This window comes from Actinokineospora sp. UTMC 2448, from assembly GCF_024760565.1.
GTDB classification, from domain to species: Bacteria; Actinomycetota; Actinomycetes; order Mycobacteriales; family Pseudonocardiaceae; genus Actinokineospora; species Actinokineospora fastidiosa.
In genome coordinates this window covers 6,007,020-6,028,511 of record NZ_CP031087.1, presented here as the reverse complement: position 1 = coordinate 6,028,511, position 21,492 = coordinate 6,007,020, and the positions used below count along the sequence as shown (strand labels likewise).

Below are 21,492 nucleotides of genomic sequence, written 5' to 3'. Positions count from 1 at the left end.
CGGAAGGTGGGCAGCAGGAGTGTGCGGGAGGTACGCGGCCACGAAGGACCCGGCCGCGCTGGCGGCCGAGTTCGACGCGATCGACGCCATCGGCGCCGACGCGCCCGGCGCCGACTACAACGTCGCCCCGACCAAGAACATCGTCGCCGTGGTGCAGCGCCACCCGCGCGACGCCGACGGCACCGTCGACGAGTCCACCACCGAGCGCACGCTGCGCCTGATGAAGTGGGGCCTGGTCCCGCACTGGGCGAAGGACGCGTCCGGCGGCGCCAAGATGATCAACACCAGGTCGGAGAGCGCTGCCGAGAAGCCCGCGTTCAAGCAGTCCCTGGCCCGCCGCCGCTGCATCATCCCCGCCGACGGCTGGTACGAGTGGAAGCGCGAGGGCAAGGTCAAGCAGCCCTTCTACACCACCCCCAAGGACGGCTCCAGCCTGGCGATGGCCGGGCTCTGGTCCACCTGGCACGACAAGTCCGACCCGGACGCGGGCGTCCTCATCACCTGCTCGGTGCTGACCACCGACGCCGTCGGCCCGCTCGCCGAGATCCACCACCGGATGCCGCTGCTGCTCACCCCCGACGAGTGGAACACCTGGCTGGACCCCGACCGCACCGACGTCTCCACGCTGCTTCGCCCGGTCGCGGAGGACGTGGTGGCAGGCCTGGAGCTGCGGCCCATCTCCGACGCGGTCAACAGCGTCCGCAACAACGGCCCGGAACTGCTGGAGCGCGTCGACCCCCCGGCGGTCGACATCGACCTGTTCGGCGCGCCGCGATGACCAGCGCGAAGATCGCCACCCCGCACGGCCCGGCCAGGGCCGAGCTGCACTGCGCCGCGGAGGGCCGCGCCGCCCTGCTGCTCGGCCACGGCGCGGGCGGCGGCATCGGCGCCCCCGACCTCGTCGCCGCCACCCGGGGCGCCACGGCAGCAGGCGTGCACGTCGCCCTGGTCGAGCAGCCCTACCGCGTCGCGGGCCGCCGCGCCCCCGCGCCCGCCGCCCAGCTCGACACCGCGTGGCTGGCCGTGTCCGACCACCTGTCCAAAATCTGGTTCGCCGACCTGCCGCTCCTCTTCGGCGGCCGCTCGTCCGGCGCCCGGGTGGCCTGCCGCACGTGCGAGGCCGGGGACGCCGTCGGCGTCGTCTGCCTGGCCTTCCCCGTGCACCCGCCGGGCAAGCCGGAGAAGACCCGCCAGCCCGAGCTGGACGCCGTCCGCATCCCCACCCTGGTCATCCAGGGCGAGAGCGATCCGTTCGGCCAACCCGCCCCCGCCCACCACCGCGAGATCGTCCCGGTGCCCGGCGACCACTCCCTCAAGCGCGAGCTGGGCACGATCTCCCGCGCGGTCGAGGAGTGGCTGCACCGCATCCTGCGCCCGCTGGACTAACTCACCACCACGCGCCGACCGTCGTGGAGTCCTTCACCGCGGTGGAGACCTTCGTGCCGGGGCTGTGCTTGGCGCCGGTGAGGTCGGCGCCGGAGAGGTTCACCCCCGACAGGTCGAGCCCCGACAGATCCGCGCGGGTGAGGTCGGCCCGGCTGAGGTCGGCCCCGTGGACGAAGGCGAACGAGGCGAACGACACGTCCGCGAACCGGACGCCCACCAGGGTCGCGTCCGCGAACGAGGTGAGCCCGAGGGTCGCCTGGTAGAGGTTCGCGCCCGTCAGGTCCGAGCGCACGAGCGACACCCTGCGCAGGTCCGCCCTCGGGGCGCTGACCCCGACCAGGCAGGTCTCCCGCAGGTCGATGGGGTGCACCGATTCGCTGGGCGGGCGGCGGGCCAGGACCCGGAACGCGGCGTCGACGTCCATCGGGGTCGGCGGGCAGGCGCCGTCGGCGGGTCTGCGGCTGCGGTCGCGGATGAAGGCGGCGAGCAGTTCCTCGACCGTCGGCCGGTCCCGCGCGGAGTCGACCGCGACCCGTTCCAGGGCGAAGATCCCGCCGATGCGCAGGTGGACCTGGTCATCGCCCGGGCTGGCCAGCTGCTCGACGGCGCGCAGGAAGCGGTCGGTGACCTGGGTCTGCTCGCCGACCATGGTCTGCTGGCGCGTCGCCTGCAGGGACAGGCCCGTGAAGACCAGCGCGCCCACCGCGGTGAGCGCGGTGATCAGCCCCGTCGTGCGGTTCCAGTCATGCGTCCCGGCCCGCTCCCGACCCCCGCGCGCCGCCAGGACCACGGCGGCGGCCACCGCGAGCACGCCCGCGACCGCCGGCCACCAGTCCGCCAGCCAGCCCAGGTCCACGCGCACGACGACCTGATACGCCAGCAGCGCCAGCCCGGCCGACACCAGCGCGATGACGACCACCCGTGGTCTCATACCGGCTGTATCGCCCGACCCGGGCCCTCGGTTAGGCCGTCACCGCGCCGCGATCGCCGCCACGGTCGCCGAGAGCAGCGCCACCAGGTCGGTCGCCGCCACCTCGATCTCCAGGCCCCGCCGCCCGCCCGAGCAGAACATCGTCGGGAACCCCAGCGCGGAGGAGTCCAGCACCGTCGGCAGCCGCTTCTTCTGCCCCAACGGCGAGATCCCGCCCGCGACATACCCGGTGACCCGCTCGGCCACGGCGACCTCGGCCATCCGCGCCTTCTTGCCGCCCACCGCCGCGGCCAGCGCCTTCAGGTCCAGCTGCGCGGCCACCGGCACCACCCCCACCGCCAGCGCGCCGTCGACCTCGGCGAGCAGCGTCTTGAACACCCGCTCCGGGGACACGCCCATCGCCGCCGCCGCCTCCATGCCGAACGGCTGGCGCGGGTCGTGCTCGTAGGCGTGCACGGTGTGCGGAATCTTGCGTTTGACCAGCAGAGCCGTCGCCGGTGTGCCTCGTCCTGCCACGGGGTACCACCCTAGGGAATGCGCGCGCCCGCCACGGCGTTGCTGACGACGTGTCCACCGAACTGCTTGTCGAGCGCCCCACGTCACGTCGCGCGGGTGGCTCGGCTCACAGCCGCGCAGGGCGGCTCCGGGTAACCTCGGGGGCGCCCCATGCGCACCTGAACACCGAAGGGAGCGCGGTGTCCCGCACGCAGGCAGAGACCGCGGCCGAGCTGGGCGAACGCTTCGAGCGCGACGCCATGCCGCTGCTCGACCAGCTGTACTCGGCCGCCCTGCGGATGACCCGCAACCCCGCCGACGCCGAGGACCTCGTCCAGGAGACGTTCCTCAAGGCGTACTCGGCGTTCGGCTCGTTCCGCGAGGGGACCAACCTCAAGGCGTGGATGTACCGCATCCTGACCAACACCTACATCAACAGCTACCGCAAGAAGCAGCGTCAGCCCGCGCAGTCGCCCACCGACGAGATCGCGGACTGGCAGCTCGCCCGCGCAGAGCAGCACACCTCGACCGGACTGCGCAGCGCCGAGATGGACGCGCTCGACCAGCTGCCGGACAGTGACGTCAAGTCCGCGCTCCAGCAGCTGCCCGAGGAGTTCCGGCTCGCGGTGTACCTGGCCGACGTCGAGGGGTTCGCGTACAAGGAGATCGCCGAGATCATGGGCACGCCGATCGGTACGGTGATGTCCCGCCTGCACCGCGGACGCCGCCAGCTGCGCGAGCTGCTGGCCGACGTCGCGCGCGAGCGCGGGTTCCTTCGTACGGCGAAACAGGAGGTGGCGGGGCCGTGAGCTGCGGAAACCATCACGAGACGCCCTGCTCTGACGTGCTCAACGAGGTCTGGCTGTTCCTCGACGCCGAGTGCGACCCCAAGCGCCGCGCCGCGCTGCAGCAGCACCTCGACGAGTGCAGCCCCTGCCTGGAGGAGTACGGCCTGGAGGAGCACCTCAAGCTCCTGCTGGCCCGCAAGTGCGGCGGCGACTCCGCGACGATGGAGTTCAAGGAGCGGCTGCGCGCCTCCATCCGGGCGACGGTGATCGAGTACAAGGGCGGACCACCGGTCCAGGAGTGAACGAAGGCCCCCGCTGGCGAGCGGGGGCCTTCGTCGTCACGTCAGGCGTTGGGGCGCTTGCCGTGGTTGGCGCCGCCCTTCTTGCGGTCACGACGCTTGCGAGCGCGCTTCGACATCGGATCTCCTCTTGCTGCGTCGGGGGCGCGTTGGCACAGACGGCAACGCATGTCCGGCCCGATTCTGCCATGGTTGGATTGGCGGGGAGCACCCCAGCCACCCGAGGAGGACACCCTGTCCACCCTCTCCGACCTGCTCGCCGAGCACACCAACCTGCCCGGCGCGGCCGTCGACCACCTGCAGTTGGTCGTCGCCGAGTGGCAGCTGCTCTCCGACCTCTCCTTCGCCGACTTCCTGCTCTGGGTGCCGGTGGACGACACCCGCTTCGTCTGCGTCGCCCAGGCCCGCCCGACGACCGCGCCGACCGCGCACCCCGACGACGTGGTGTCCTCGTTCATCGAGCGCGCCGAGCACCCGCAGCTGCGCCGCGCCGCCGTCGAGCGGCGCATCTGCCGCGAGGAGGACCCGCGCTGGTACCTCGGGGTGCCGGTGCGCCGCGAGGCCATCCCGGTGTCCTTCCGCGGCGACGTCATCGCCGTGCTGTCCCGGGAGACCAACCTCGCCGTGCCGCGCGTGCCCAGCGGCCTGGAGATCGCCTACCTCGGCATCGCGGGCGACCTGTGCCAGATGGTCGCCGACGGCTCGTTCCCGACCCCGGAGCCGTCCCCCGACGTGCACACCAGCCCCCGCGTCGGCGACGGGCTGATCCGGCTGGACACCGCGGGCGCGGTCGTCTTCGCCAGCCCGAACGCGCTGAGCGCCTACCACCGCATGGGCCACGCGGCCGACCTCGTCGGCACCCGGCTCGCCCCGCTGACCCGCTCGCTGATCTCCGACCCGTTCGACGCCACCGAGATCGCCCAGCGCATCCTGCTCGCCCTCGACGGCAAGCCCAGCATGCGCGCCGAGGCCGAGTCCCGGCGCGGCGCCGCGGTGCTGTTCCGGGCCCTGCCGCTGCGCCCCGGCGGCAAGGCGGCGGGCGCGCTCGTGCTCTGCCGCGACGTGACGGAGGTGCGCCGCCGCGACCGGGCGCTGATGTCCAAGGACGCCACGATCCGCGAGATCCACCACCGCGTGAAGAACAACCTGCAGACGGTGGCGGCCCTGCTGCGGCTGCAGTCCCGGCGCACGAGCAGCCCGGAGGCCAGGGAGGCGCTGGCGGAGTCCGTGCGCCGGGTGGCGGCCATCGCCCTGGTGCACGAGACGCTGTCGACGTCGGTGGACGAGCGGGTGGACCTCGACGCGCTGGTCGACCGGGTCATCCCGGTGGTCGGCGACGTCGCCGTTGCCGAGAACCACGTCAAGGTGCGCAAGACCGGCCAGTTCGGCGTCGTGCAGGCCGAGGTCGCCACCCCGCTGGTGATGGTGCTCACAGAGCTGGTGCAGAACGCCGTCGAGCACGCCTATCCGACGGGTCGCTCCGGCGAGGTCGTCGTCTCCGCGGACCGCTCGGCGCGCTGGCTGGACGTGGTCGTCTCCGACGACGGCCGCGGCCTGCCGCGCGGGTTCTCGCTGGAGCGCGCTAACGGGCTCGGATTGCAGATCGTGCGCACGCTCGTCGAGTCGGAGTTGCGCGGCTCACTGTCGCTGCGGAGTCGTTCGAACGGCACCGAAGCCGTTCTCCGCGTTCCTTTGTCACATCGGCGATGAGAATTGCCGTGATAAACGCGCAGAAGCCCGGCGCCGTAATTCGGCGTCGGGCTTCCGTGCGTCTCTGCGGTGCTCCGAGCTCAGGCGTTGCTGCGTGCCCTCGTGCGAGCGTTGCGGCGCTTGAGTGCGCGGCGCTCGTCTTCGCTCATCCCGCCCCAGACACCTGCGTCCTGACCGCTTTCCAGCGCCCAGGCCAGGCACGAGGCGGCGACGGGGCAGCGGGTGCAAACGGCCTTCGCCTGTTCGACCTGCGACAGGGCGGGACCGCTTGTTCCCACGGGGAAGAACAGCTCGGGGTCCTCGTCTCGGCAGGCCGCGCGGTGGCGCCAGTCCATTGCTGATTGCTCCTCGCTACGGGCGCGTGCAGACGCGCCACTAGTTCGTCATCCGGTCGTCGGGGTGCTTGTGAATGGTTTCACGAACTGGCGGGATGTCAAGGGTTCACCCCGACCCGGTGAGTGAACTCACCCGTTAGATCGACGTCCGGATGTATCCGCTGCGCACTGCAACGATCGGGTCTCGACGGCCGGGTCTTCGACCGCAGCAGGCACAACCGTCACACCACGACGGTTACCGCCTTCTCCACGCCCCGGAAACGCACGGTGGAAAACTCCCCGATGAGATCTCCGTCACATTGGAGCTTGACCGGTTCCTGGGCGCTGACCAGCAGGGTGTCGACGTCGTCGCGGCGGACGAGGTGGCGTCCGGAGCGCACCCCGGACGCGCTGAGCGCCTGGGTGGCGTGCCGCAGCACGGTGCCCATGCCGAGCCTGCGCAGGGCGAAGACGCCCAGACCGTCGTCGAAGGTCGCGGCCGGGTTGAGCCGGACCGGGCGGGGGCCGAGATAGGTCCACGGGTCGGTGTTGGAGACGAAGACCAGCCGCAGGTCCTCGATCGGCTCGTCGCCGGGGAACTCGACGGTCAGCCGGTGGTGCTCGCCCTTGAGGTAGCGCGCCAGCGCTGTGCGCGCGTACAGGCCCGGACCGGTGCGCTTGCCGCGCTTGCGGTCGACGTCGGCCACGACGTCCGCGTCCCAGCCCATGCCCGCGTTGAACGTGAACCAGCGCCCGCCCGCCTCGGTCTCCACCCGGCCGAGGCCGACGTCGCGGCCGCGGCCCTCCTCCAGCGCGGTCAGCAGCCGGTGGGTGGCCTCCACGGGGTCCCTGGGCAGACCGAGGGCGCGCGCGAAGACGTTGGCCGACCCGCCGGGCACCACGCCCAGCATCGGGCCGCCGGGACCGTCCTGGAGCAGGCCGTTGACGACCTCGTTGACCGTCCCGTCGCCGCCGTGCGCGACGACGAGGTCGACGCCGTCGGTGCGGGCCTGCGCGGCCGCGATCAGCGCGTGGCCCCGGTAGTCGGTCTCGACCACGTCGAGCTTGACCTGGCTGGCCAGGGCGTGCGCCAGCACGTCGCGACCCGCCGGGGAGGTGGCGGTCGCCTGCGGGTTCACCACGAGGACAGCGCGCATTACCGCAGCGTATGCCACCTGGTCCAGTTGCCACGCCGTTGACCCACCGGAACGGGGACGATCCATGCAGTTGGGCTTACCCGCTCCCTCCGGTCGCCGAATCCCCGATCGGCGAGCCGCACCCAGACGACCGTCTGAACCCGTCGATCACGAGGAAGTTGACGGTTCGATCATTCACTGCCAGTTGCCGCAGCGGGACCGGCCGTCCGGGTGGCATACGATCGGGTCCCGTGCACGGAACGTCATCACGTGCACGAAAACGCTTCGGGAAGGCCATCGGTCGTGCGTGTGGAGTCTCCCCGGACCGTCCTCGGCGCGGGGCTGCTGGTGTCCCTGCAGGGCGTGTCCGGCCTGGTGTTCGCGGTGCTGGCGCTGGTCAGGGCGCTCGGCGGCACGTCGTCGGCGGGGAACAACGTCTACGGGCAGGCGGCCTACTTCGCCGTGCTGGCCGGGGGCGTGCTCGCCTGCGGGATCGGGCTCGTGCTGGGACGGCACTGGGCGCGCGGGCCCGCCATCGTGCTCCAGCTGCTCCTGCTGGGCGTCTCCTGGTACGTGATCGGCCCGTCCGGGCAGGCGGCCTACGGCATCCCGATCGCCGTGCTGTGCGTCGTCGCGCTGGTGCTGCTGTTCCTGCCGTCGTCGGTGGCGTGGGCGCAGGGGCAGGGGCAGGATCAGGACTGACCGAGCGCGGCCAGCGCGTCGTCGGTCATGCGGAAGACGGTCCACTCGTCCATCGGGACGGCGCCGAGGGACTTGTAGAAGCCGATGCTCGGCTCGTTCCAGTCCAGCACCCACCACTCCAGCCGGTGGTAGCCGCGCTCGACGCACTCGCGCGCCAGCTCGGTCAGCAGCGCCTTGCCCAGGCCGGAGCCGCGCATCTCCGGACGCACGTAGAGGTCTTCCAGGTAGATGCCGTGCGTGCCGCGCCAGGTGGAGAAGTTGAGGAACCACAGGGCGAACCCGACGACCTCACCGTCCACTTCGGCCACATGGCCGAACAGCGCCGGGTGCTCGGCGAACAGCGCGGCGCGCAACTGCTCGTCGGTGAGGCGGCACTCGTGGGCGGAGCGCTCGTACTCGGCCAGCTCGTGCACCAGCTTCACGACCGCGGCCACATCGGACTCGGCGACCCGCCTGATCATGCTGCTCCCCGGTTAGCTCAGGTTGAGCGCCCTGATCTGCGGGACGCCCCGTTCGTCAGCGAGCACGGTAACCGCCCCGGCGGCCAGCGCGAAGCGCACCCCGAACGCGGCGGGCTGCCCGATCCACGCGGCGGTGAGCACCCGGCTGAAGTGCCCGTGCCCGATGATCACCGTGGTCGCGGCTATGCGCCCGAGCACGTCCCTGGCCCGCTCCCCGACCTCCTCGGCGGTCTCCCCGTTCGGGCAGGGGTGGGTCCAGACGGTCCAGCCGGGGACGGTCTCGCGGATCTGCGGCGTGGTGAGGCCCTCGTAGTCGCCGTAGTCCCACTCGCGGACGTCCTCGGTGACCTCGTCGATGGCCAGGCCCGCGAGTTCGGCGGTGTGCGTGGCGCGCCGCCTCGGGCTGCTGATGACGTACGGGGTGTCGTCGAGGAGTTCCTTGAGCCGGGCGCCCGCCCGCCGCGCCCCCGCCTCACCGGCCTCGGTGAGCGGGACGTCCGTGCGCGAGGTGTGCCGCCCGGTCGCCGACCACTCGGTCTCGCCGTGTCGGAGCAGGTAGAGGACCATCTGTTGCCTTTCTTGTTACCGACGGGTAGCTTCCGGCCGTGACCCCGACGTACCGCCTCTGGCAGCGCCTGACCGGCCTGCCGTTCGGCAACCGCCTGTTCTCCCTCGGCATGGTCCTCCGCGTGCCGTACTTCGGCACGATCCTGCCGACGGTGACCGCGCTGCGCCCGGGCCACTGCGAGGTGTCGGCCCCGAAGTGGTGGGGCGTGCACAACCACATCAAGACCTTCCACGCCATCGCCGCGTGCAACCTCGCGGAAATCGCCATGGGGATGCTGGCGGAGGCGACGGTGCCGCCCACCCACCGGTGGATCCCGAAGGGGATGACGGTCTCGTACCTGTCGAAGGCCCGCACGGGCCTCTACGCGGTAGCCCGCCTGGACGGCATCCCCGACTTCCCACCCGAGCCCCTCGACGTCCCGGTGCCGGTCTCGATCAGGGACAAGTCCGGCATCGAGGTCGTCACCGCGACCATCACGATCCGGGTGTCCCCGGCCTAGCAGGCAGCGTCGAAGCGCCGGGCGAGGTCGAGGTACCGCCCACCCCAACCACTGCTCAACGCCACTTCCTGCAGCGCCCCGGTGGGCGCGAACAACCGCTTCAGCGCAGGCAACCCGGACGCGTCCCCCACCCGCAGCCGCGCGAGATGCCCCCGCAACTCGGCCACCATCTCGTCCCCACCACCCCACCCGCTCCACCCCGTGTCCTGTTCGGACCCGCTGACCACGGCGAGCAGGTCCTCCAGCACGCCCGCCACCCCCTCCACGCTACCTTCCCGACGCGCAGAAACGGCGCTGCCCAACGGAAGATGAACCCGCTGGTCAGCGCCGTCTCAGAGGCGTCTAGCTCAGGCCTGCTTGGTCTCCCAGAAGATCTTGTCGATATCCTCTCATAGGGCCGTTGACCTGGGCCTAAGCCGCCTCCGGGGAGTACTGGGCCGTGGATGGGCCGTCCGGGCCGTCCCGGTGTCGCTTGCCGTAGACCGCGCCGATGATCTTGCGTGTCCGGTCGGAGCTGCTAGGCATGAGGTGGGTGTAGATCTTGAGCGTGAACGAGGCGTCGGCGTGCCCCAGCCACTCAGCCACCGCCTTGATCGACTCGCCGCCGTCGAGCAGGGCCGAGGCGAAGAAGTGCCGCAGCTCGTGCATGCCGTTCTCGTACCGGCCGTAGGGCACGCCCGCAGCCTTGAGCGCGGGCTTCCAGTACTCCCGGTTGAAGTCGTTGTTGCGGATGGCCTTGCGCTGGATCGAGGTCATCACCAGGCGCACGGTCGTCGGCTTCCCTTCTGCCGTGTCCCAGGGCAGCGTGACCTCAACCGGCGGAAACGCCTCCATGTGCGCTTTGAGGGCCGCCATCACCGGGTCGGAGAGCGGAATCTCCCGGATCTTGTCGTATTTGGGCAGCGCGAAGACCGGTCGATAGCGGACGATCTTGACCTGACGGCAAATGACGGCCACCTTCCGCCCGAAGTCGAGGTCATCCACGGCCAGGCCGAAGCACTCACCTTGCCGGAGCCCGAGGCCCGCGCCGAGGTCGACCGCGATTCGGTAGCGCTCCGCCAGCGCGTGTTGGACGTTCCAGACCTGTTCGTCCGGCCACGGAATGATCTTCTTTTGAGCCGCCTTCGGTGCCTTGACCGACTTGCCCGCCATCGGGTGTTTGGCGATCAGTTCGTCATCCAGCGCGGCCGTGAACATCGCGGAGACGTTGCCGAACAGGACGTAGCGGTAGCGGTCGGAAAGCCCGTCCTCACGCAGCATGCGATCCCAGGTTCGGACCGCAGAGGGCTTCACACCGCCCAGAGCATGGCGGCCGAGGTACGGGAACACGCGCTTCCGGAATCGCATCTCCATGTTCTGCCGCGACAGCTCGTCGATGTCGAGGTCAGCTAGCCATCGCGTGCCGAAGTCCTCAACGCTGATCTTGCCCGCCGCCGGGTCGACGAACGTGCCGAGGGCAACGTCAACTTCCTGCTTGGCCAGCCAACTTTGGGCCAGCTTGTACTGGCCGTCTGAGAACGATTCGGAGCGTTCGTTGCCCTCCGGGTCGATGAACCGAGCCCGATACCGCTTCCCGATGCCGTTTCGATCGGTCGGGATGCGGAGGACCTTCTTCGGATTGGTCGGATCGGGCACCTTGCGGAACCAGCGGTCTTGGATGTGGCCCATCAGGCGGCCTCCGCTTCCCCGAGGCCCGCAACCCAGCGCCGCACGTCATCCTCCCGGTACCGGAGGTACTTCCCGACCCGCAGGGCGCACGGACCGTAGTTCTTCGTCCGCCACTGATAGAGCGTCTGGACAGGTACGCGCAGGTACTCGGACACGTCACCCACGGTCCAAAGATGATCTGTTGGCTTCCCACTCATTCCTTGTTCCCCCAGATCAGGCCGCTATCGGTTGAGTTGCTGAAACATCTGTGCCCGCTGCGAGTAGGGCTTTGTCGTACTCAGCACGCCATCGGATGCGTTCGGAGATGGCGTGCATGAGCAGATGCGCCCGTGGCGGGGCATGGGTGTCGCCGGGGGCGAGCTTGCGCCAGATCAGCCGCGAGGTGTCCTGCTCGGGTGGGCGGATGCCGACGCCTTCGAGCATGGCCAGCACGAAGACGCGCCGGTCGGCCTTGTGCTCCGCGACGGTCTTGCCGGACCACTTGCGCGAGACCAGCACCCGCCGCCCTGGCAGGCCGAGGGTGGAGCGCCGGTGTGCCCGCCCCTTGCAGTGCCCCGGCACCGTCTTGGACGTGACCCCAAGCGGCTGGACCCCGTAGAGCAGCCAAACCGCGCACCGAGGCGAACACGGCGTTACCGCCAGTTCGGCATGGAGGCGTTCGTGGTGCTCCCGCTGCCGGTCCGTGGTCGCGGTGACGACCTCACCGGTCGACTTCGTGAGGTACTTGGTCAGGTAGCCGATATGCCGTCCAGCTTCCTCGGTGCCGCCGAGGATGCCCTTGGAGTGCACCTGCGGCCCGAAGGTGGCCACGTGCGCCGGTTCCTCCACCGCTTCCAGGGCCTCAGCCCAGGCCGTCAGAGGGCGCCGGGAATCCGGGTCCACGAACCGGCCGCTGTCCCACACCGGCACGTGCTCGCCGCCGTAGACGAGCTGGTCATGCTGTGGCCACCAGACTTGGAGGTAGGTGGCTGCGGCGACCTGGCGGATGACCTCGTGCGGGATCGAACCGCGGATCGCGGTGTGCAGGTGTGGGGCGGTGCGCTTCTGCGGTTCGACGGTGGCGAAGTATTGGACGTCCCAGCCGACGACGCGGCGGAGGTTCTGCCACCAGCGGTCGACCAGGGAGGCGAAGTGCACCGCGTCCCGGGCCGCCCGCCGATAGTCATACGTCCCCGGATTGCGCGGGGTGCCGTCGGCGAGCACGGGGCCGTAGGTGTCGCAGGTGAGCGTGACGAACATCGAAGGCCGATACCCGCCCGCGTACTCCCGCCCGAGCGTGCGTTTCTCCACCCGCCGCCGAGGCAGGTTCGGGGCGTCTTGTCGCCGCCTGGTCGACCGCTTGGGGGTCTTCGGCCCAGGCCCGTCCGGGTTGGGCAACCGCCCGCGAACCCCGCTGGCGCGTAGTTCCTCATCCACCGCCCGGATGTCCTCGCGGAGTTCGTCGGCGTCGACGTCCCCGGCAGCGTCGGCCCGCCGGTACTGGGCCACGAGGTCGGCCCGCAGCTCAAGCAACGCCTTCTCGTCGGCCGAGGGTGCGCGGCGGGTGTCCTGCGGTTCCTCTGCCAGGTGCCAGCCTTCCCGGCACTGAGTCATCCGCAGCGCCCGCGCCTTCCTGGCACACGGCCCGCACACGCTCTCCACCGTCGAGCCGCAGGGGACACCGACGTAGCGCAGTGCCCCGGTGTCCGGGTCGCTGACCTCCATCGTGAACGGCCGCACGCACACGCCGTGCTGTTCGGCGGTGGCGGTGACGACCTCCAGCGCCAGCGGAGCCCGTACCTTCGTGACCTGTTCGCTGGTCATGCGGCCACCCCCGGCACGGCAGCCCAGCGTCGCAGGAAGGAGCGGTCGATCTCATCCCGCCAGCTCTGACAGCCGCGCACCGGTCGAACACCGTCGGCGAGGTCGGCCCCGCCCCAGACCTGGATCATCAGTCCGTCGGTGAGCCGTCCGAACACGTAGACGTGCAGGCTCGTGGGGGAGGCGTACCAGGCCCGGACAGTGACGTCCGTGAGGGTGTCCGCCCAGTCGAGCAATAGGCCCGCCAGCCGCCCCAGCTCACCGCCGCCGCTGAGCTGGATGGCGACGACAGTCCCAAGGGTCTTGGGCGCCAGGGACACCTGGACCGGCACGGCCAGGCCGGTGAACACGGTCAGGTGCTCCCGCACCGAGTCGAGGATGTCCACCAGGCCGCCGAGCGCGGTCTCGTTCATCACGTCAGCTTTGGTCATGCCGCCGTACCCCCATCCCCAACCGACGAGGCGTCCGGGAAGGCGAACACCGTCGCCGAGGTACCGGCCACGTAGTGGCGTAGTTCGGTGATGTTGGTGTCTGTCACGTGGAACGCCCGCGCCCGGACCGGATCGCGCTTGCCGTCTTCCTTCACCCAGGCCACGCCGGGTGTCGCTTCCGGAATCTCGTGCGCGTTGCCGCCCCGAGCCCGCACCCCGTCGCCGAGAACCATGTCGACCTGGGCCGCCTCATCGAGCCGCATGGCTATGCGGGTGGTGAACAGGTTCCGGAACGGAACGATCTCCTTGCGCGGGTCCTGGACCAGCGCCAGCACGGCGACGCCGGGAGCGCGGCCCTGCGAGGTGATCGTCTGGAGAGCCGCCGTCGCCCGCTCTTTCAGCCGCTTGTCGGTCTGGTAGGCGATCACGTCCGCAAGCTCGTCGAGGACCAGGAGCAGGAACGGCTCTCCACTGTCAGCCGACCAACCCCGCCGAATGCCGCGGAACCGTGCCGCCCGCTCCCGCACCTGCTCAGCCACCGACTCCAGCAGCTCAACAGCCTTCGCCCCGTTGCTGTAGACCGGACCGCCGTGAAACAGTTCCGGGGCCTGCCCCAGCTCCATCCCGCCCTTGGGGTCGATGCCGAGAACACGTACCGCACCGGACTTGATCAGCGGTGCCAGAGCCCACAGCACCGACCAGAGCACGGACGCCTTACCCGCGCCCTGAACCCCGACCGTCAGGTACTGGCCACCCAGCAACCGCAGCGCCCACGGCTTGCCGGTCTCGGTGCAGCCGATCACCACCCGCCGCAGGTCAACCGCGGATTCGGCCATCTCCGGAACCGGCAGGGGCGCGGCCAACGGGTCGGCGTGCACCAGGTCCAGCTCGATCACGCCGGGCTTGACCGCCCGCACCCGGCACGAGCGAGCCCGGAACGAGTGCGCCAGCCCGGAGGCCCGTAGCTCCCATTGCTCCGGTGCCTGCCCCGGGATCATGCGGACCCGTACCCGGTCGCGCCACCACTCCGAGCGGGTGCGCTTGAGCTTCGGACGCCACTCCCGCCCCTTGGCCTCACCGCACAGCCCGGCCAGCCGGGTCACCGTCCGCCACTGCCAGGCGTACAGCGAGGCCCGCCGTAGCTCGGTGCGCATCCACCGCACCCGCCGGTAGAACCCGTGGGGGTCTTGCCGCCACCACACGAACGTTCCGGCCGCGAGCACGAGCACCAGGCCGCCGAGCCACCAACCGCCGACGAGCCCGTAGAGCGCCAAGCCGACCAAGCCGAGGACCGTCGAGGCCGGGTAGTACCAAACCGACCGTGCGGCCTTGGCCGTCAACCAGACCAGCACCCACACCGCCGCGATGGGCGAGAGCAGCAGCTTCGCCTTCCAGGGCAGCAGCGTCCACCACGGCAGCCGAGGTCGCGCCACCTCAAGCGGAGCCGGATCAACCCACCGACTGCCCTTCACCCCGCCCATCACCAACCACCCCGAACGTTGGCGTCCGAAGGCGTGGCGATCGTGCCGAACTCCAGCCCGAGAGCACCGGAGCAGGCCGCACACTTGCTCTCACCCGGCAGTAGCCGAGCGAACCGCTTGCACTCGGCACAGCGGGAGTTTCCAGTCCGGGTCGCCCCTCTTGTGGGTACCACCCCGTTGTGTCCTACGCTAGGCATTGTCTGATTCGCTTCCGAGTCGGGCAGGCGGAGCGGCCAACCGGCGACCAACCATCCGGCCGCTCCCACCTACTTCTCTTGCATTCCAAGAAATGGACGCGCGAGATCAAGAGAGCACGCAAGCTCACGTGATCTCGTTAGGACTGTCCGATAGGGACTATTCGGTTAGAACTCGAATCTGAACGTGGGGACTTGGCCGGTACGGCTGATCTCGTCGGCGATCTCCCGCGTGCGGTTGGACCAGTAGCCCAGCGCCTCATGGTGGTGCGCCTTGTCCACCTCAGCCACCGCCGCATAGACCCGCGAGGACTGGCGGTAGAAGTGCTCCCATTCCGACGCCGGAGCGGTTCGTTTGGGCAGTAGCGCCCGCAGCGCCTCATGGGCGCCAGCCAGGGTGCAGACCTCTCCGATGCCCACCGCGATCACCGGTCGGGTGCTGGACTCGCTCACCGCCAAGCGCCCCCTTGGGGTGGGCTAGGCCGACGAGGATGCCCCGCGGAACTGGCAGGCCGACGCGCCCCCTCAGCGCGAGCGTTGCAGTCCCGCGCCTGGTCCTCGTACGCCTCAGCAGCCGCTTCCAGCGCCGCGACCACCCACCACGGCAGGTTTACCGCGTGCTGTGTGATGTCCCGCCAGGCCTGCGCCACCTCCCACGACGCCGACGCCTTCGCACGCGCCAACTCCACGAAGTCGCCGCCGTATCCCTCCGCGTCCACCGTGTGCGAGTACAGCCGATACGCAGCTTCCCAACGCTCCCGCAGCGCGGCGGGAACCGTGACGGCTTCCCTGGCGAGGGAAGACCCGACCAGACGGAACGGCCTGGTCGAGTCCTCCGGCGTCCCCGAGTCCACGGCTATGCCGCCTTCTCCGAGTTATCCGCCCGGTCCCCGCCGCCACGTCGCGACGAGCCGCCCGAGGCCGCCGAGCCCGCAGCCCGGAAGCCGGTAGCCCGGAACACGTACGACTGGTACTTGTACTCGCCGTTGCCAGCGACGCGCGGTTCCGCCGTCAGTCCCTCCAGTTCGATCGGCCGCATGCCCGGCAGCACTTCCGCCGTCGTCGGCACCGGCTGAACCTCAGCCAGCAACGTCACCTCGAACGAGGCCCGCTTGGCGTTCGGCTCACCCGGGTCCGTCACCACGACCTTCCACTGACGCAGCCCGGTCCTCTCGTCCGTGCGCTGCACAACCGGCTTGTTGCGCGCCTTGTCCTCCCTGCTCTGGAACTCGTTGTCCGGTGCCACCGCCCCCGTCATGACCAGGCCGTGCGGGAACGCGTCTTCAAAGTTGATGGGGAACCGGTGCCCCTTGCTGATCGCCACTTTTATGCCTCTCCGTAGATGGCCTCACCGGGCCGCTGTCTCCTCTAGACAAGTTCGAAGCTACATAGTCGTCTAGAGGAGTTCAATCGGGAAGGATGATCCTTCGCTTTAGCGAAGGGCCTAGCGTGCTGGGAAGTCGTACTCAAGCACGAACGCATGCGAGACCTTCACCGTCTCGCACACCTCGACCGGCTGGTCATCGAGGTCATAGGCCGTGCGAACCAGGGTGATCACCGGAACCCCGGCCCCGATCTGCAAGGCCCTGCGCTCCTCCGGAGTCGGCATCCGCGCCGACACCTCCTCGGTGAACCGCCCGAGCTGGTGCCCCTGCTCCTCGATCCGCGCATAGATGCCACCAGGCCCGGTGTCCGTGCTGACGATCGCCGTCCCCGCCGCGATGGACTCCGGGATGTACGACACGGCCGTCTCGATCGGCGTCCCGTTCGCCAGGTACCGCCGAGACCGCATCACCACGCGAGCCCCCTCCGTCAACCGCAACCGCTCCGCGATCTCCGGCGGGGCCTGCTCGGTAGTCACCGAGATCTGATCAACACCCGGCTTGTGCCCACTGACCTCAGCCTCAGCCAGGAACGCTGCCTTCCCCTGCTTCCGATGCGCCCGCGCGAACCGATCCGACGCCAGCCGTCGCACCGGGGGAGTCGACCGCACGAAGACACCCTTGCCGTGTTCGGCCACCACCAGACCCTCACCGCGGAGCTCCTGAAGCGCCTGGCGGACCGTCATCCGGGCAACGCCGTAGTGCGCGATCAACTCCGCTTCCGAGGGCAACTTCTCCCCGGCAGGCAGGCGACCCGTCGAGATGAGCCGTCGCAACGCCGCCGCAATCTGCCGATAGGGTGGTCTGTCGTCGGCCCTATCGATCGAACCTAGGTCAAGCATGGGCCACTCCTGTAGACGACTAGAGGAGCTACATCCTCCCACACCACCCGCCCCAGCGAAAGCCGAAGGATGTCCACACCCAAACACTCCGTAAGCGTCGCCGGAATAGTCATAGACGAGGACAACCGCGTCCTCCTTATCCAACGCCGCGACAACGGCCACTGGGAACCACCAGGGGGCGTGCTGGAACTGAACGAAACCTTCGAGCAGGGTGTACGTCGGGAGATCGAAGAGGAAACGGGTATACGCGCCAACGTTGAGTGTCTTACTGGTGTGTACAAAAATATGACCCGTGGCATCATTGCGCTAGTCTTTCGCTGCCGTGTCGAGTCGGGACGTAAATCGTCGACTGCTGAAGCAGTAAATGTTGAGTGGATGTCGCTCGATCAGGCGCGGTCCGTCATGTCGCCTGCATACTTCGTGCGCGTTGCTGACGCGTTTTCGCCACGCGTGATGCTTCGTGAACATGACGGTGTGGACGTGCTTGAAAGTCCTCCGGTTATCTAACCAAATGATCGTGGCCGATCTGATGGGCGTTGTGCATCTGTTGTCACACCATGCCGTGACTGTGGTGCGATCCGGAGGTGTGTGGTGTTCAGGTGTGGTCGCGGATATTCCAGCGTTCAATCATCGGCCGAACTGAGCCTCCTAACGGGCTCTCCTGGATTGATAACAAGTCCCATGCCCGAGGCTAACGTTGTTCCCGGGAGCGGCTCTGTCTTCAAAGCCCGCGTAAACTCGATGACGCTCTCATAGAGACTTCTGCTAAATGCCTTGCTCAGGTGTCCACCGAAGATTCGTTGATGAGCGGCCTGTGGTACAAGACGCGCCTGGGCATAAGACCGGAAAATCGGTTCAGAGAAGCGGTACGTTCCAGCCGCTGATTTGCGAATGATGGAACCGCGAGCTTCTGTAGTTAGTGCATGTAAATAGTTTGCCAAGTTACTTGCCGGGTAGTCTGGATGACTTTGCCTTATCACGCCAAGTATCTCGGCATGGGTTGCACCTTCAGGTTCCAGCTCGGAAAGTGCAACGAGGATGAGTCGGCAGTTGTCGAACTTCCTGGTTCTATGCCGCTTGAGAGCCTTCTCAAAACTTGCCTTCAAGGTGTCCGAGCTCTCTTCGACATACCTCTTGATCGCCTTATCACAGTCATTTTGATTCATGGCGATAGTGGACGACTGGAGATCGTATACACCTCTCGAGACGCACGAACTCAATGCGAAATTGTGACAGACGCTGGGGAGTCCTGCAGAGAACCGAACGATATCGGTCGAGATCATGTCGAACGAAACGTTCAATAGGTTGCCTCCGTGGGACAAGATCGCTCTGAGTTCGTCATCTCTCATTAATGGGACAAGAACCTCTGCGACTCGATTCTTCATTTCGCGGTCGTACTCTACAACCTCTCGCGCAGTGTCGGTTGCGCCGACGGCGATCACTTTTAGAGAACGATATGAAGAACTCAAATCACTGAAGACCTTGAACATCTGGGAGATGTGAAGTTTCTCCGCTGCTGGCACCTTATGAAAGTCCTCTAGTAGCCAGCAGAACCCCATTTCTCCCATGATCTCGCCAAGTCGTTGGACAGTGAGTTGGGGTGGCAGCAGTCGCTTGGAGTTCGTTTGACTCTGTCCGCCCATACCTTCAAGGCCAGCCTTAACGAAACCGAGGGTTGCCTCGATCTTTCCTTTTCGGCTATCGGGCGTCGTCTTGGAATAGGACTCCACATACCAAGAGTCCATCTGGTCGAAGGCGTCCAACATTATGGAGTCGAAGGTGGAGCCAGCGGTGCAGCGAGTTGTGACGTGTTGGGGATAGAGTTGTGCCAACTTATGCTCCAGCAAGCTGGATTTTCCCGAGCCTGTTTCGCCATACACGATCACTTGCTTTCCTGGCGTTCTGAGGCAGTCGACTAGACGATTTTCAAGTTCCGCATCTCGCGCAACGAAGTTCGCCTTAGCTGGGCTGGTTGGGGTGAAAACATCATACACAGAAAGCTTCGCACCCTCTGCAGTTGGTGACATGACTGCCTCCCGCGCGCCGCGACAATTGTTCATTGTATCGACACGATGCTGAACTTGGCTCTATGGGATCAAGGCCGCGCCGCCCGCGCGGCGCGGCGCTGGTGGGCCTGTCCCGTTGGCGCCGCTACCCGTATCCATCGCGCCACGGCGCGGGCTCCCGCTTCGCTCCGCCCGCGCGGGCGCGCGGCACAGCCTCCGTGCTCGGGTCAGGGCGCGCCGCACCGCACGGACGGCGCGGCAAGAGCCATGAGCAGGTAGGCGCTTCCCCCGTTGCCGCGATCGTCTAACGCCGTGAGCACGGCATCAAGGGCGCCTGCGGCGTCGCTACGCGATGGAGCACAGCTCCACCCTTGACACCGCACTCCCAGCGCTAGGGGCGGCCTGTGCGAAGAAGCGGGGGCGAGTAAGCCCCGCGGTTCGCACCTCAGCCGGTCGTCTCACCCAGGAAGCACCGATGCGCCAGCCGCCGCGCCCCAGGCCCCAACCAGATGGTCATGTGGACCCGCTACGCCCTCACTGAGGACCGCACCACCTACCAGGAGCCCGCCAAGCCCAGAACGGGAGCCAAGCGGACCAAGCCGAGGCCCGCTCCGCGCAAGTATGCCGACACCGCTCCCGCACGTCGTCGAGCCCGCCGAGGCACCCGCCATGAGCGTTGTCAGACGTTCACGCAGCCATCCACTGTGGATCTCTAGCCCCAGATCTGGGCCGTCTCTGGGCCGTCAGAGGGTGCCAACAGACGAGAAACGACGCCAACCAACGGAAGGTAAAACCGCTGGTCAGCGCCGTTTCAATGGCGTCTAGCTCACGCCTGCTTGGTCTCCCAGAAGATCTTGTCGATCTCCGCGATCAGCTCCAGCAGGGTCGCGCCGGTGGCGGGGTCCATCGAACCCTTGGTGCCGGAGGCGCCCGCGGCCTTGGTGGCGCGGTTGAACAGGTCGTGGAGCTGGGGGTACTTCTCGAAGTGCGGGGGCTTGAAGTAGTCGGTCCAGAGCACCCACAGGTGGTGCTTGACCAGGTCGCTGCGCTGTTCGCAGATGAGGACGGCCCGGGTGCGGAACTCCGGGTCCTCGTTCTGCTGGTACTTCTCCTGGATCGCCTTCACGGACTCGGCCTCGATGCGGGCCTGGGCCGGGTCGTAGACGCCGCAGGGGAGGTCGCAGTGCGCGGTCGCCTCCAGGCGGGGGGAGAAGAGGCGCGACAGCAGTCGCATTGTTCCTCCAGGGTCAAACGAGGGATGCTCCGACGCGGTCGACCCTACTCCGGGCATGCTGGTGGGGCAGGTGGAGGTGATCGATTGCAACCGCTGGGCCGCTGGCCCGCGCGCCGGGTGCTGGTGCGGGGGCCCTCGATGTCACCCACGCTTCAGCACGGGGACACCGTGATCGCGGTGCGGGGAGCGCCGAGGGAGGGCGACGTCGTGCTGGTGTCCTGGGCGTCGCGGCCGCGTCAGCTCAGCGTCAAGCGTGCCGTGCGGCCGGAGCCGGGCGGCTGGCACGTGCGGGGGGACAACCGGTTCGGCTCCACCGACTCCCGCGAACTCGGGCCCGCCACCGTCCACGCCGTGGTGCGGTGGCGGCTGTGGCCCAGGCCGCGCAGGCTCTAGGAGCGCAGCTTCTCGTAGAACGCCAGGCAGTCCGAGTACGTCGGCAGGATGTCGGTCGCCTCGGCCAGCGTCGGCGCGGCGAGGTCCTTGGGGGAGAGCACGGGCTCGATGGACGCGGGCCACGGCAGCCCCAGCGCCGGGTCCATCGGGTTGATGCCGTGCTCGCCGGTCGGGTTGTACGGCGTCGAGCAGAGGTAATTCATCGCAGTGTCGTCCTCCAAGGCGATGAACGCGTGCCCGAGCCCCTCGGGCACGTACACCGCCTTGCACTCCACCGCGTCCAGGCGCACGGCCTCCCACTGGCCGAACGTGGGCGAGCCCACGCGGATGTCGACGACCACGTCCAGCAGCGCGCCGCGCGGGCAGTACACGTACTTCGCCTGCGAGGGCGGCACGTCCGCGAAGTGCACGCCGCGGATGGTGCCGCGCCGGGACACGCTGTGGTTCGTCTGCGCGACGGTCATCCGGTGGCCGACGGCCTCGAAGACGGCGTCGCTCTGGTACGGGGAGACGAACATCCCGCGGTCGTCGGGGAAGGTGCGCGGGGTGAACTCGAAGGCCCCGGCGATGGCAAGTTCGCGTGCGTGCACGCCGAGCAGGGTAGTCGGCAACCGCGAAAGAGCTGATCAGTCACGCTCCGAACACGTTAACCAGCACTCGCAAACCGGACGGACGTCTTGCGAAACGGCCTCTGACCTGCGAAAAAGCTCTCCCATTTGTGATCCCCGCCGCAGACAAGGCCGGACCGGACTGCCACACTGTGCAGACCGCG

At 68.5% G+C, this 21,492-nt stretch carries 28 protein-coding genes; 9 read left to right on the top strand and 19 right to left on the bottom strand.

All coding sequences use genetic code 11. From position 1 onward, the window contains the following. Positions 1-19: 19 nt before the first annotated feature. Both Actkin_RS27505 and Actkin_RS27500 read left to right on the top strand, forming a co-directional pair. Positions 20-778, top strand: coding sequence for an SOS response-associated peptidase (locus Actkin_RS27505; RefSeq protein ID WP_189209825.1), 759 nt, complete (start codon positions 20-22; stop codon positions 776-778). Continuing rightward, positions 775-1,386: an alpha/beta hydrolase family protein gene (locus Actkin_RS27500; protein ID WP_258904788.1), complete on the top strand. Its 612-nt coding sequence runs from the start codon at positions 775-777 to the stop codon at positions 1,384-1,386. Before Actkin_RS27505 ends, Actkin_RS27500 begins: the two co-directional genes overlap by 4 nt. 1 nt (position 1,387) lies before the next feature. On the opposite strand, the gene Actkin_RS27495 is transcribed toward Actkin_RS27500, so the two are convergent. Both Actkin_RS27495 and ybaK read right to left on the bottom strand, forming a co-directional pair. Beyond that, positions 1,388-2,317 (bottom strand): pentapeptide repeat-containing protein, encoded by a 930-nt coding sequence (locus Actkin_RS27495; RefSeq protein ID WP_258904787.1) that lies wholly within the window; start codon positions 2,315-2,317, stop codon positions 1,388-1,390. A gap of 39 nt (positions 2,318-2,356) precedes the next feature. Further along, positions 2,357-2,833 carry a Cys-tRNA(Pro) deacylase gene (gene ybaK / locus Actkin_RS27490; protein WP_258904786.1) on the bottom strand — a complete coding sequence of 159 codons (477 nt, stop codon included), beginning with the start codon at positions 2,831-2,833 and terminating at the stop codon, positions 2,357-2,359. A 179-nt stretch (positions 2,834-3,012) separates the two neighbouring features. Between ybaK and Actkin_RS27485 the strand changes: the two genes are divergently transcribed. Together Actkin_RS27485 and rsrA are read left to right on the top strand one after the other, a co-directional pair. Beyond that, positions 3,013-3,621, top strand: a complete 609-nt coding sequence (locus Actkin_RS27485; RefSeq protein ID WP_308425862.1) for a sigma-70 family RNA polymerase sigma factor — start codon at positions 3,013-3,015, stop codon at positions 3,619-3,621. Beyond that, positions 3,618-3,902: a mycothiol system anti-sigma-R factor gene (gene rsrA, locus Actkin_RS27480; RefSeq protein ID WP_189209829.1), complete on the top strand. Its 285-nt coding sequence runs from the start codon at positions 3,618-3,620 to the stop codon at positions 3,900-3,902. The genes Actkin_RS27485 and rsrA overlap by 4 nt, the downstream gene beginning before the upstream one ends. 41 nt (positions 3,903-3,943) lie before the next feature. On the opposite strand, the gene Actkin_RS32795 is transcribed toward rsrA, so the two are convergent. Continuing rightward, positions 3,944-4,018, bottom strand: a complete 75-nt coding sequence (locus Actkin_RS32795; RefSeq protein ID WP_096498094.1) for a 50S ribosomal protein bL37 — start codon at positions 4,016-4,018, stop codon at positions 3,944-3,946. 115 nt (positions 4,019-4,133) lie between these two features. On the opposite strand from Actkin_RS32795, the gene Actkin_RS27475 reads away from it, so the two are divergent. Next, a complete protein-coding gene (locus Actkin_RS27475) occupies positions 4,134-5,609 on the top strand; it encodes a sensor histidine kinase (RefSeq protein WP_189210166.1) in 1,476 nt (491 codons plus the stop codon). Between the two features lie 80 nt (positions 5,610-5,689). On the opposite strand, the gene Actkin_RS27470 is transcribed toward Actkin_RS27475, so the two are convergent. Together Actkin_RS27470 and Actkin_RS27465 are read right to left on the bottom strand one after the other, a co-directional pair. Then, positions 5,690-5,944, bottom strand: a complete 255-nt coding sequence (locus Actkin_RS27470) for a WhiB family transcriptional regulator (RefSeq protein ID WP_258904785.1) — start codon at positions 5,942-5,944, stop codon at positions 5,690-5,692. 221 nt (positions 5,945-6,165) lie between these two features. Continuing rightward, on the bottom strand, positions 6,166-7,080 hold the full coding sequence (locus tag Actkin_RS27465; protein ID WP_258904784.1) for a diacylglycerol/lipid kinase family protein: 915 nt from the start codon (positions 7,078-7,080) through the stop codon (positions 6,166-6,168). Positions 7,081-7,368: 288 nt separating this feature from the next. Between Actkin_RS27465 and Actkin_RS27460 the strand changes: the two genes are divergently transcribed. Next, positions 7,369-7,761 (top strand): hypothetical protein, encoded by a 393-nt coding sequence (locus tag Actkin_RS27460; protein WP_229786702.1) that lies wholly within the window; start codon positions 7,369-7,371, stop codon positions 7,759-7,761. Here Actkin_RS27460 and Actkin_RS27455 read toward each other — a convergent pair. Continuing rightward, positions 7,752-8,222: a GNAT family N-acetyltransferase gene (locus tag Actkin_RS27455; protein WP_258904783.1), complete on the bottom strand. Its 471-nt coding sequence runs from the start codon at positions 8,220-8,222 to the stop codon at positions 7,752-7,754. The genes Actkin_RS27460 and Actkin_RS27455 overlap by 10 nt on opposite strands. Positions 8,223-8,234: 12 nt before the next feature. Next, complete coding sequence (locus Actkin_RS27450) at positions 8,235-8,789, bottom strand: acid phosphatase (RefSeq protein ID WP_258904782.1); 555 nt, start codon at positions 8,787-8,789, stop codon at positions 8,235-8,237. A gap of 38 nt (positions 8,790-8,827) precedes the next feature. Between Actkin_RS27450 and Actkin_RS27445 the strand changes: the two genes are divergently transcribed. Beyond that, a complete protein-coding gene (locus tag Actkin_RS27445) occupies positions 8,828-9,289 on the top strand; it encodes a hotdog fold domain-containing protein (RefSeq protein ID WP_189209835.1) in 462 nt (153 codons plus the stop codon). Here the strand turns inward: Actkin_RS27445 and Actkin_RS27440 are convergent. From Actkin_RS27440 to Actkin_RS27400, 9 genes are all read right to left on the bottom strand, one after another. Beyond that, a complete protein-coding gene (locus Actkin_RS27440; protein ID WP_258904781.1) occupies positions 9,286-9,546 on the bottom strand; it encodes a hypothetical protein in 261 nt (86 codons plus the stop codon). The two genes, Actkin_RS27445 and Actkin_RS27440, sit on opposite strands and share 4 nt — an antisense overlap. 154 nt (positions 9,547-9,700) lie before the next feature. Further along, complete coding sequence (locus Actkin_RS27435) at positions 9,701-10,957, bottom strand: tyrosine-type recombinase/integrase (RefSeq protein ID WP_258904780.1); 1,257 nt, start codon at positions 10,955-10,957, stop codon at positions 9,701-9,703. Next, positions 10,957-11,112 (bottom strand): helix-turn-helix transcriptional regulator, encoded by a 156-nt coding sequence (locus Actkin_RS27430; protein WP_396122886.1) that lies wholly within the window; start codon positions 11,110-11,112, stop codon positions 10,957-10,959. The genes Actkin_RS27435 and Actkin_RS27430 overlap by 1 nt, the downstream gene beginning before the upstream one ends. 58 nt (positions 11,113-11,170) lie before the next feature. Continuing rightward, on the bottom strand, positions 11,171-12,760 hold the full coding sequence (locus Actkin_RS27425; protein ID WP_258904778.1) for a replication initiator: 1,590 nt from the start codon (positions 12,758-12,760) through the stop codon (positions 11,171-11,173). After that, a complete protein-coding gene (locus Actkin_RS27420; protein WP_258904777.1) occupies positions 12,757-13,188 on the bottom strand; it encodes an AIM24 family protein in 432 nt (143 codons plus the stop codon). Before Actkin_RS27420 ends, Actkin_RS27425 begins: the two co-directional genes overlap by 4 nt. Further along, on the bottom strand, positions 13,185-14,669 hold the full coding sequence (locus Actkin_RS27415) for an FtsK/SpoIIIE domain-containing protein (protein WP_258904776.1): 1,485 nt from the start codon (positions 14,667-14,669) through the stop codon (positions 13,185-13,187). Before Actkin_RS27415 ends, Actkin_RS27420 begins: the two co-directional genes overlap by 4 nt. A 362-nt stretch (positions 14,670-15,031) precedes the next feature. Further along, complete coding sequence (locus Actkin_RS27410) at positions 15,032-15,316, bottom strand: AMED_5909 family protein (protein WP_258904775.1); 285 nt, start codon at positions 15,314-15,316, stop codon at positions 15,032-15,034. Positions 15,317-15,719: 403 nt separating this feature from the next. Further along, entirely contained in the window at positions 15,720-16,187 is a 468-nt protein-coding gene (locus Actkin_RS27405; RefSeq protein WP_258904774.1) for a hypothetical protein, read from the bottom strand. Between the two features lie 120 nt (positions 16,188-16,307). Further along, entirely contained in the window at positions 16,308-17,087 is a 780-nt protein-coding gene (locus Actkin_RS27400) for a GntR family transcriptional regulator (RefSeq protein ID WP_258904773.1), read from the bottom strand. Between the two features lie 69 nt (positions 17,088-17,156). On the opposite strand from Actkin_RS27400, the gene Actkin_RS27395 reads away from it, so the two are divergent. After that, positions 17,157-17,594 carry an NUDIX hydrolase gene (locus tag Actkin_RS27395; protein ID WP_258904772.1) on the top strand — a complete coding sequence of 146 codons (438 nt, stop codon included), beginning with the start codon at positions 17,157-17,159 and terminating at the stop codon, positions 17,592-17,594. 116 nt (positions 17,595-17,710) lie between these two features. Here the strand turns inward: Actkin_RS27395 and Actkin_RS27390 are convergent, their stop codons facing one another. Continuing rightward, positions 17,711-19,114 carry an ATP-binding protein gene (locus tag Actkin_RS27390; RefSeq protein ID WP_258904771.1) on the bottom strand — a complete coding sequence of 468 codons (1,404 nt, stop codon included), beginning with the start codon at positions 19,112-19,114 and terminating at the stop codon, positions 17,711-17,713. Positions 19,115-19,919: 805 nt separating this feature from the next. Continuing rightward, positions 19,920-20,321 (bottom strand): superoxide dismutase, Ni, encoded by a 402-nt coding sequence (gene sodN / locus Actkin_RS27385; protein WP_229786774.1) that lies wholly within the window; start codon positions 20,319-20,321, stop codon positions 19,920-19,922. 144 nt (positions 20,322-20,465) lie between these two features. On the opposite strand from sodN, the gene Actkin_RS27380 reads away from it, so the two are divergent. Beyond that, positions 20,466-20,720, top strand: coding sequence for a S26 family signal peptidase (locus tag Actkin_RS27380; RefSeq protein ID WP_189209838.1), 255 nt, complete (start codon positions 20,466-20,468; stop codon positions 20,718-20,720). On the opposite strand, the gene Actkin_RS27375 is transcribed toward Actkin_RS27380, so the two are convergent. Continuing rightward, a complete protein-coding gene (locus Actkin_RS27375) occupies positions 20,717-21,310 on the bottom strand; it encodes a dTDP-4-dehydrorhamnose 3,5-epimerase family protein (RefSeq protein WP_258904770.1) in 594 nt (197 codons plus the stop codon). The two genes, Actkin_RS27380 and Actkin_RS27375, sit on opposite strands and share 4 nt — an antisense overlap. Positions 21,311-21,492 lie beyond the last annotated feature (182 nt).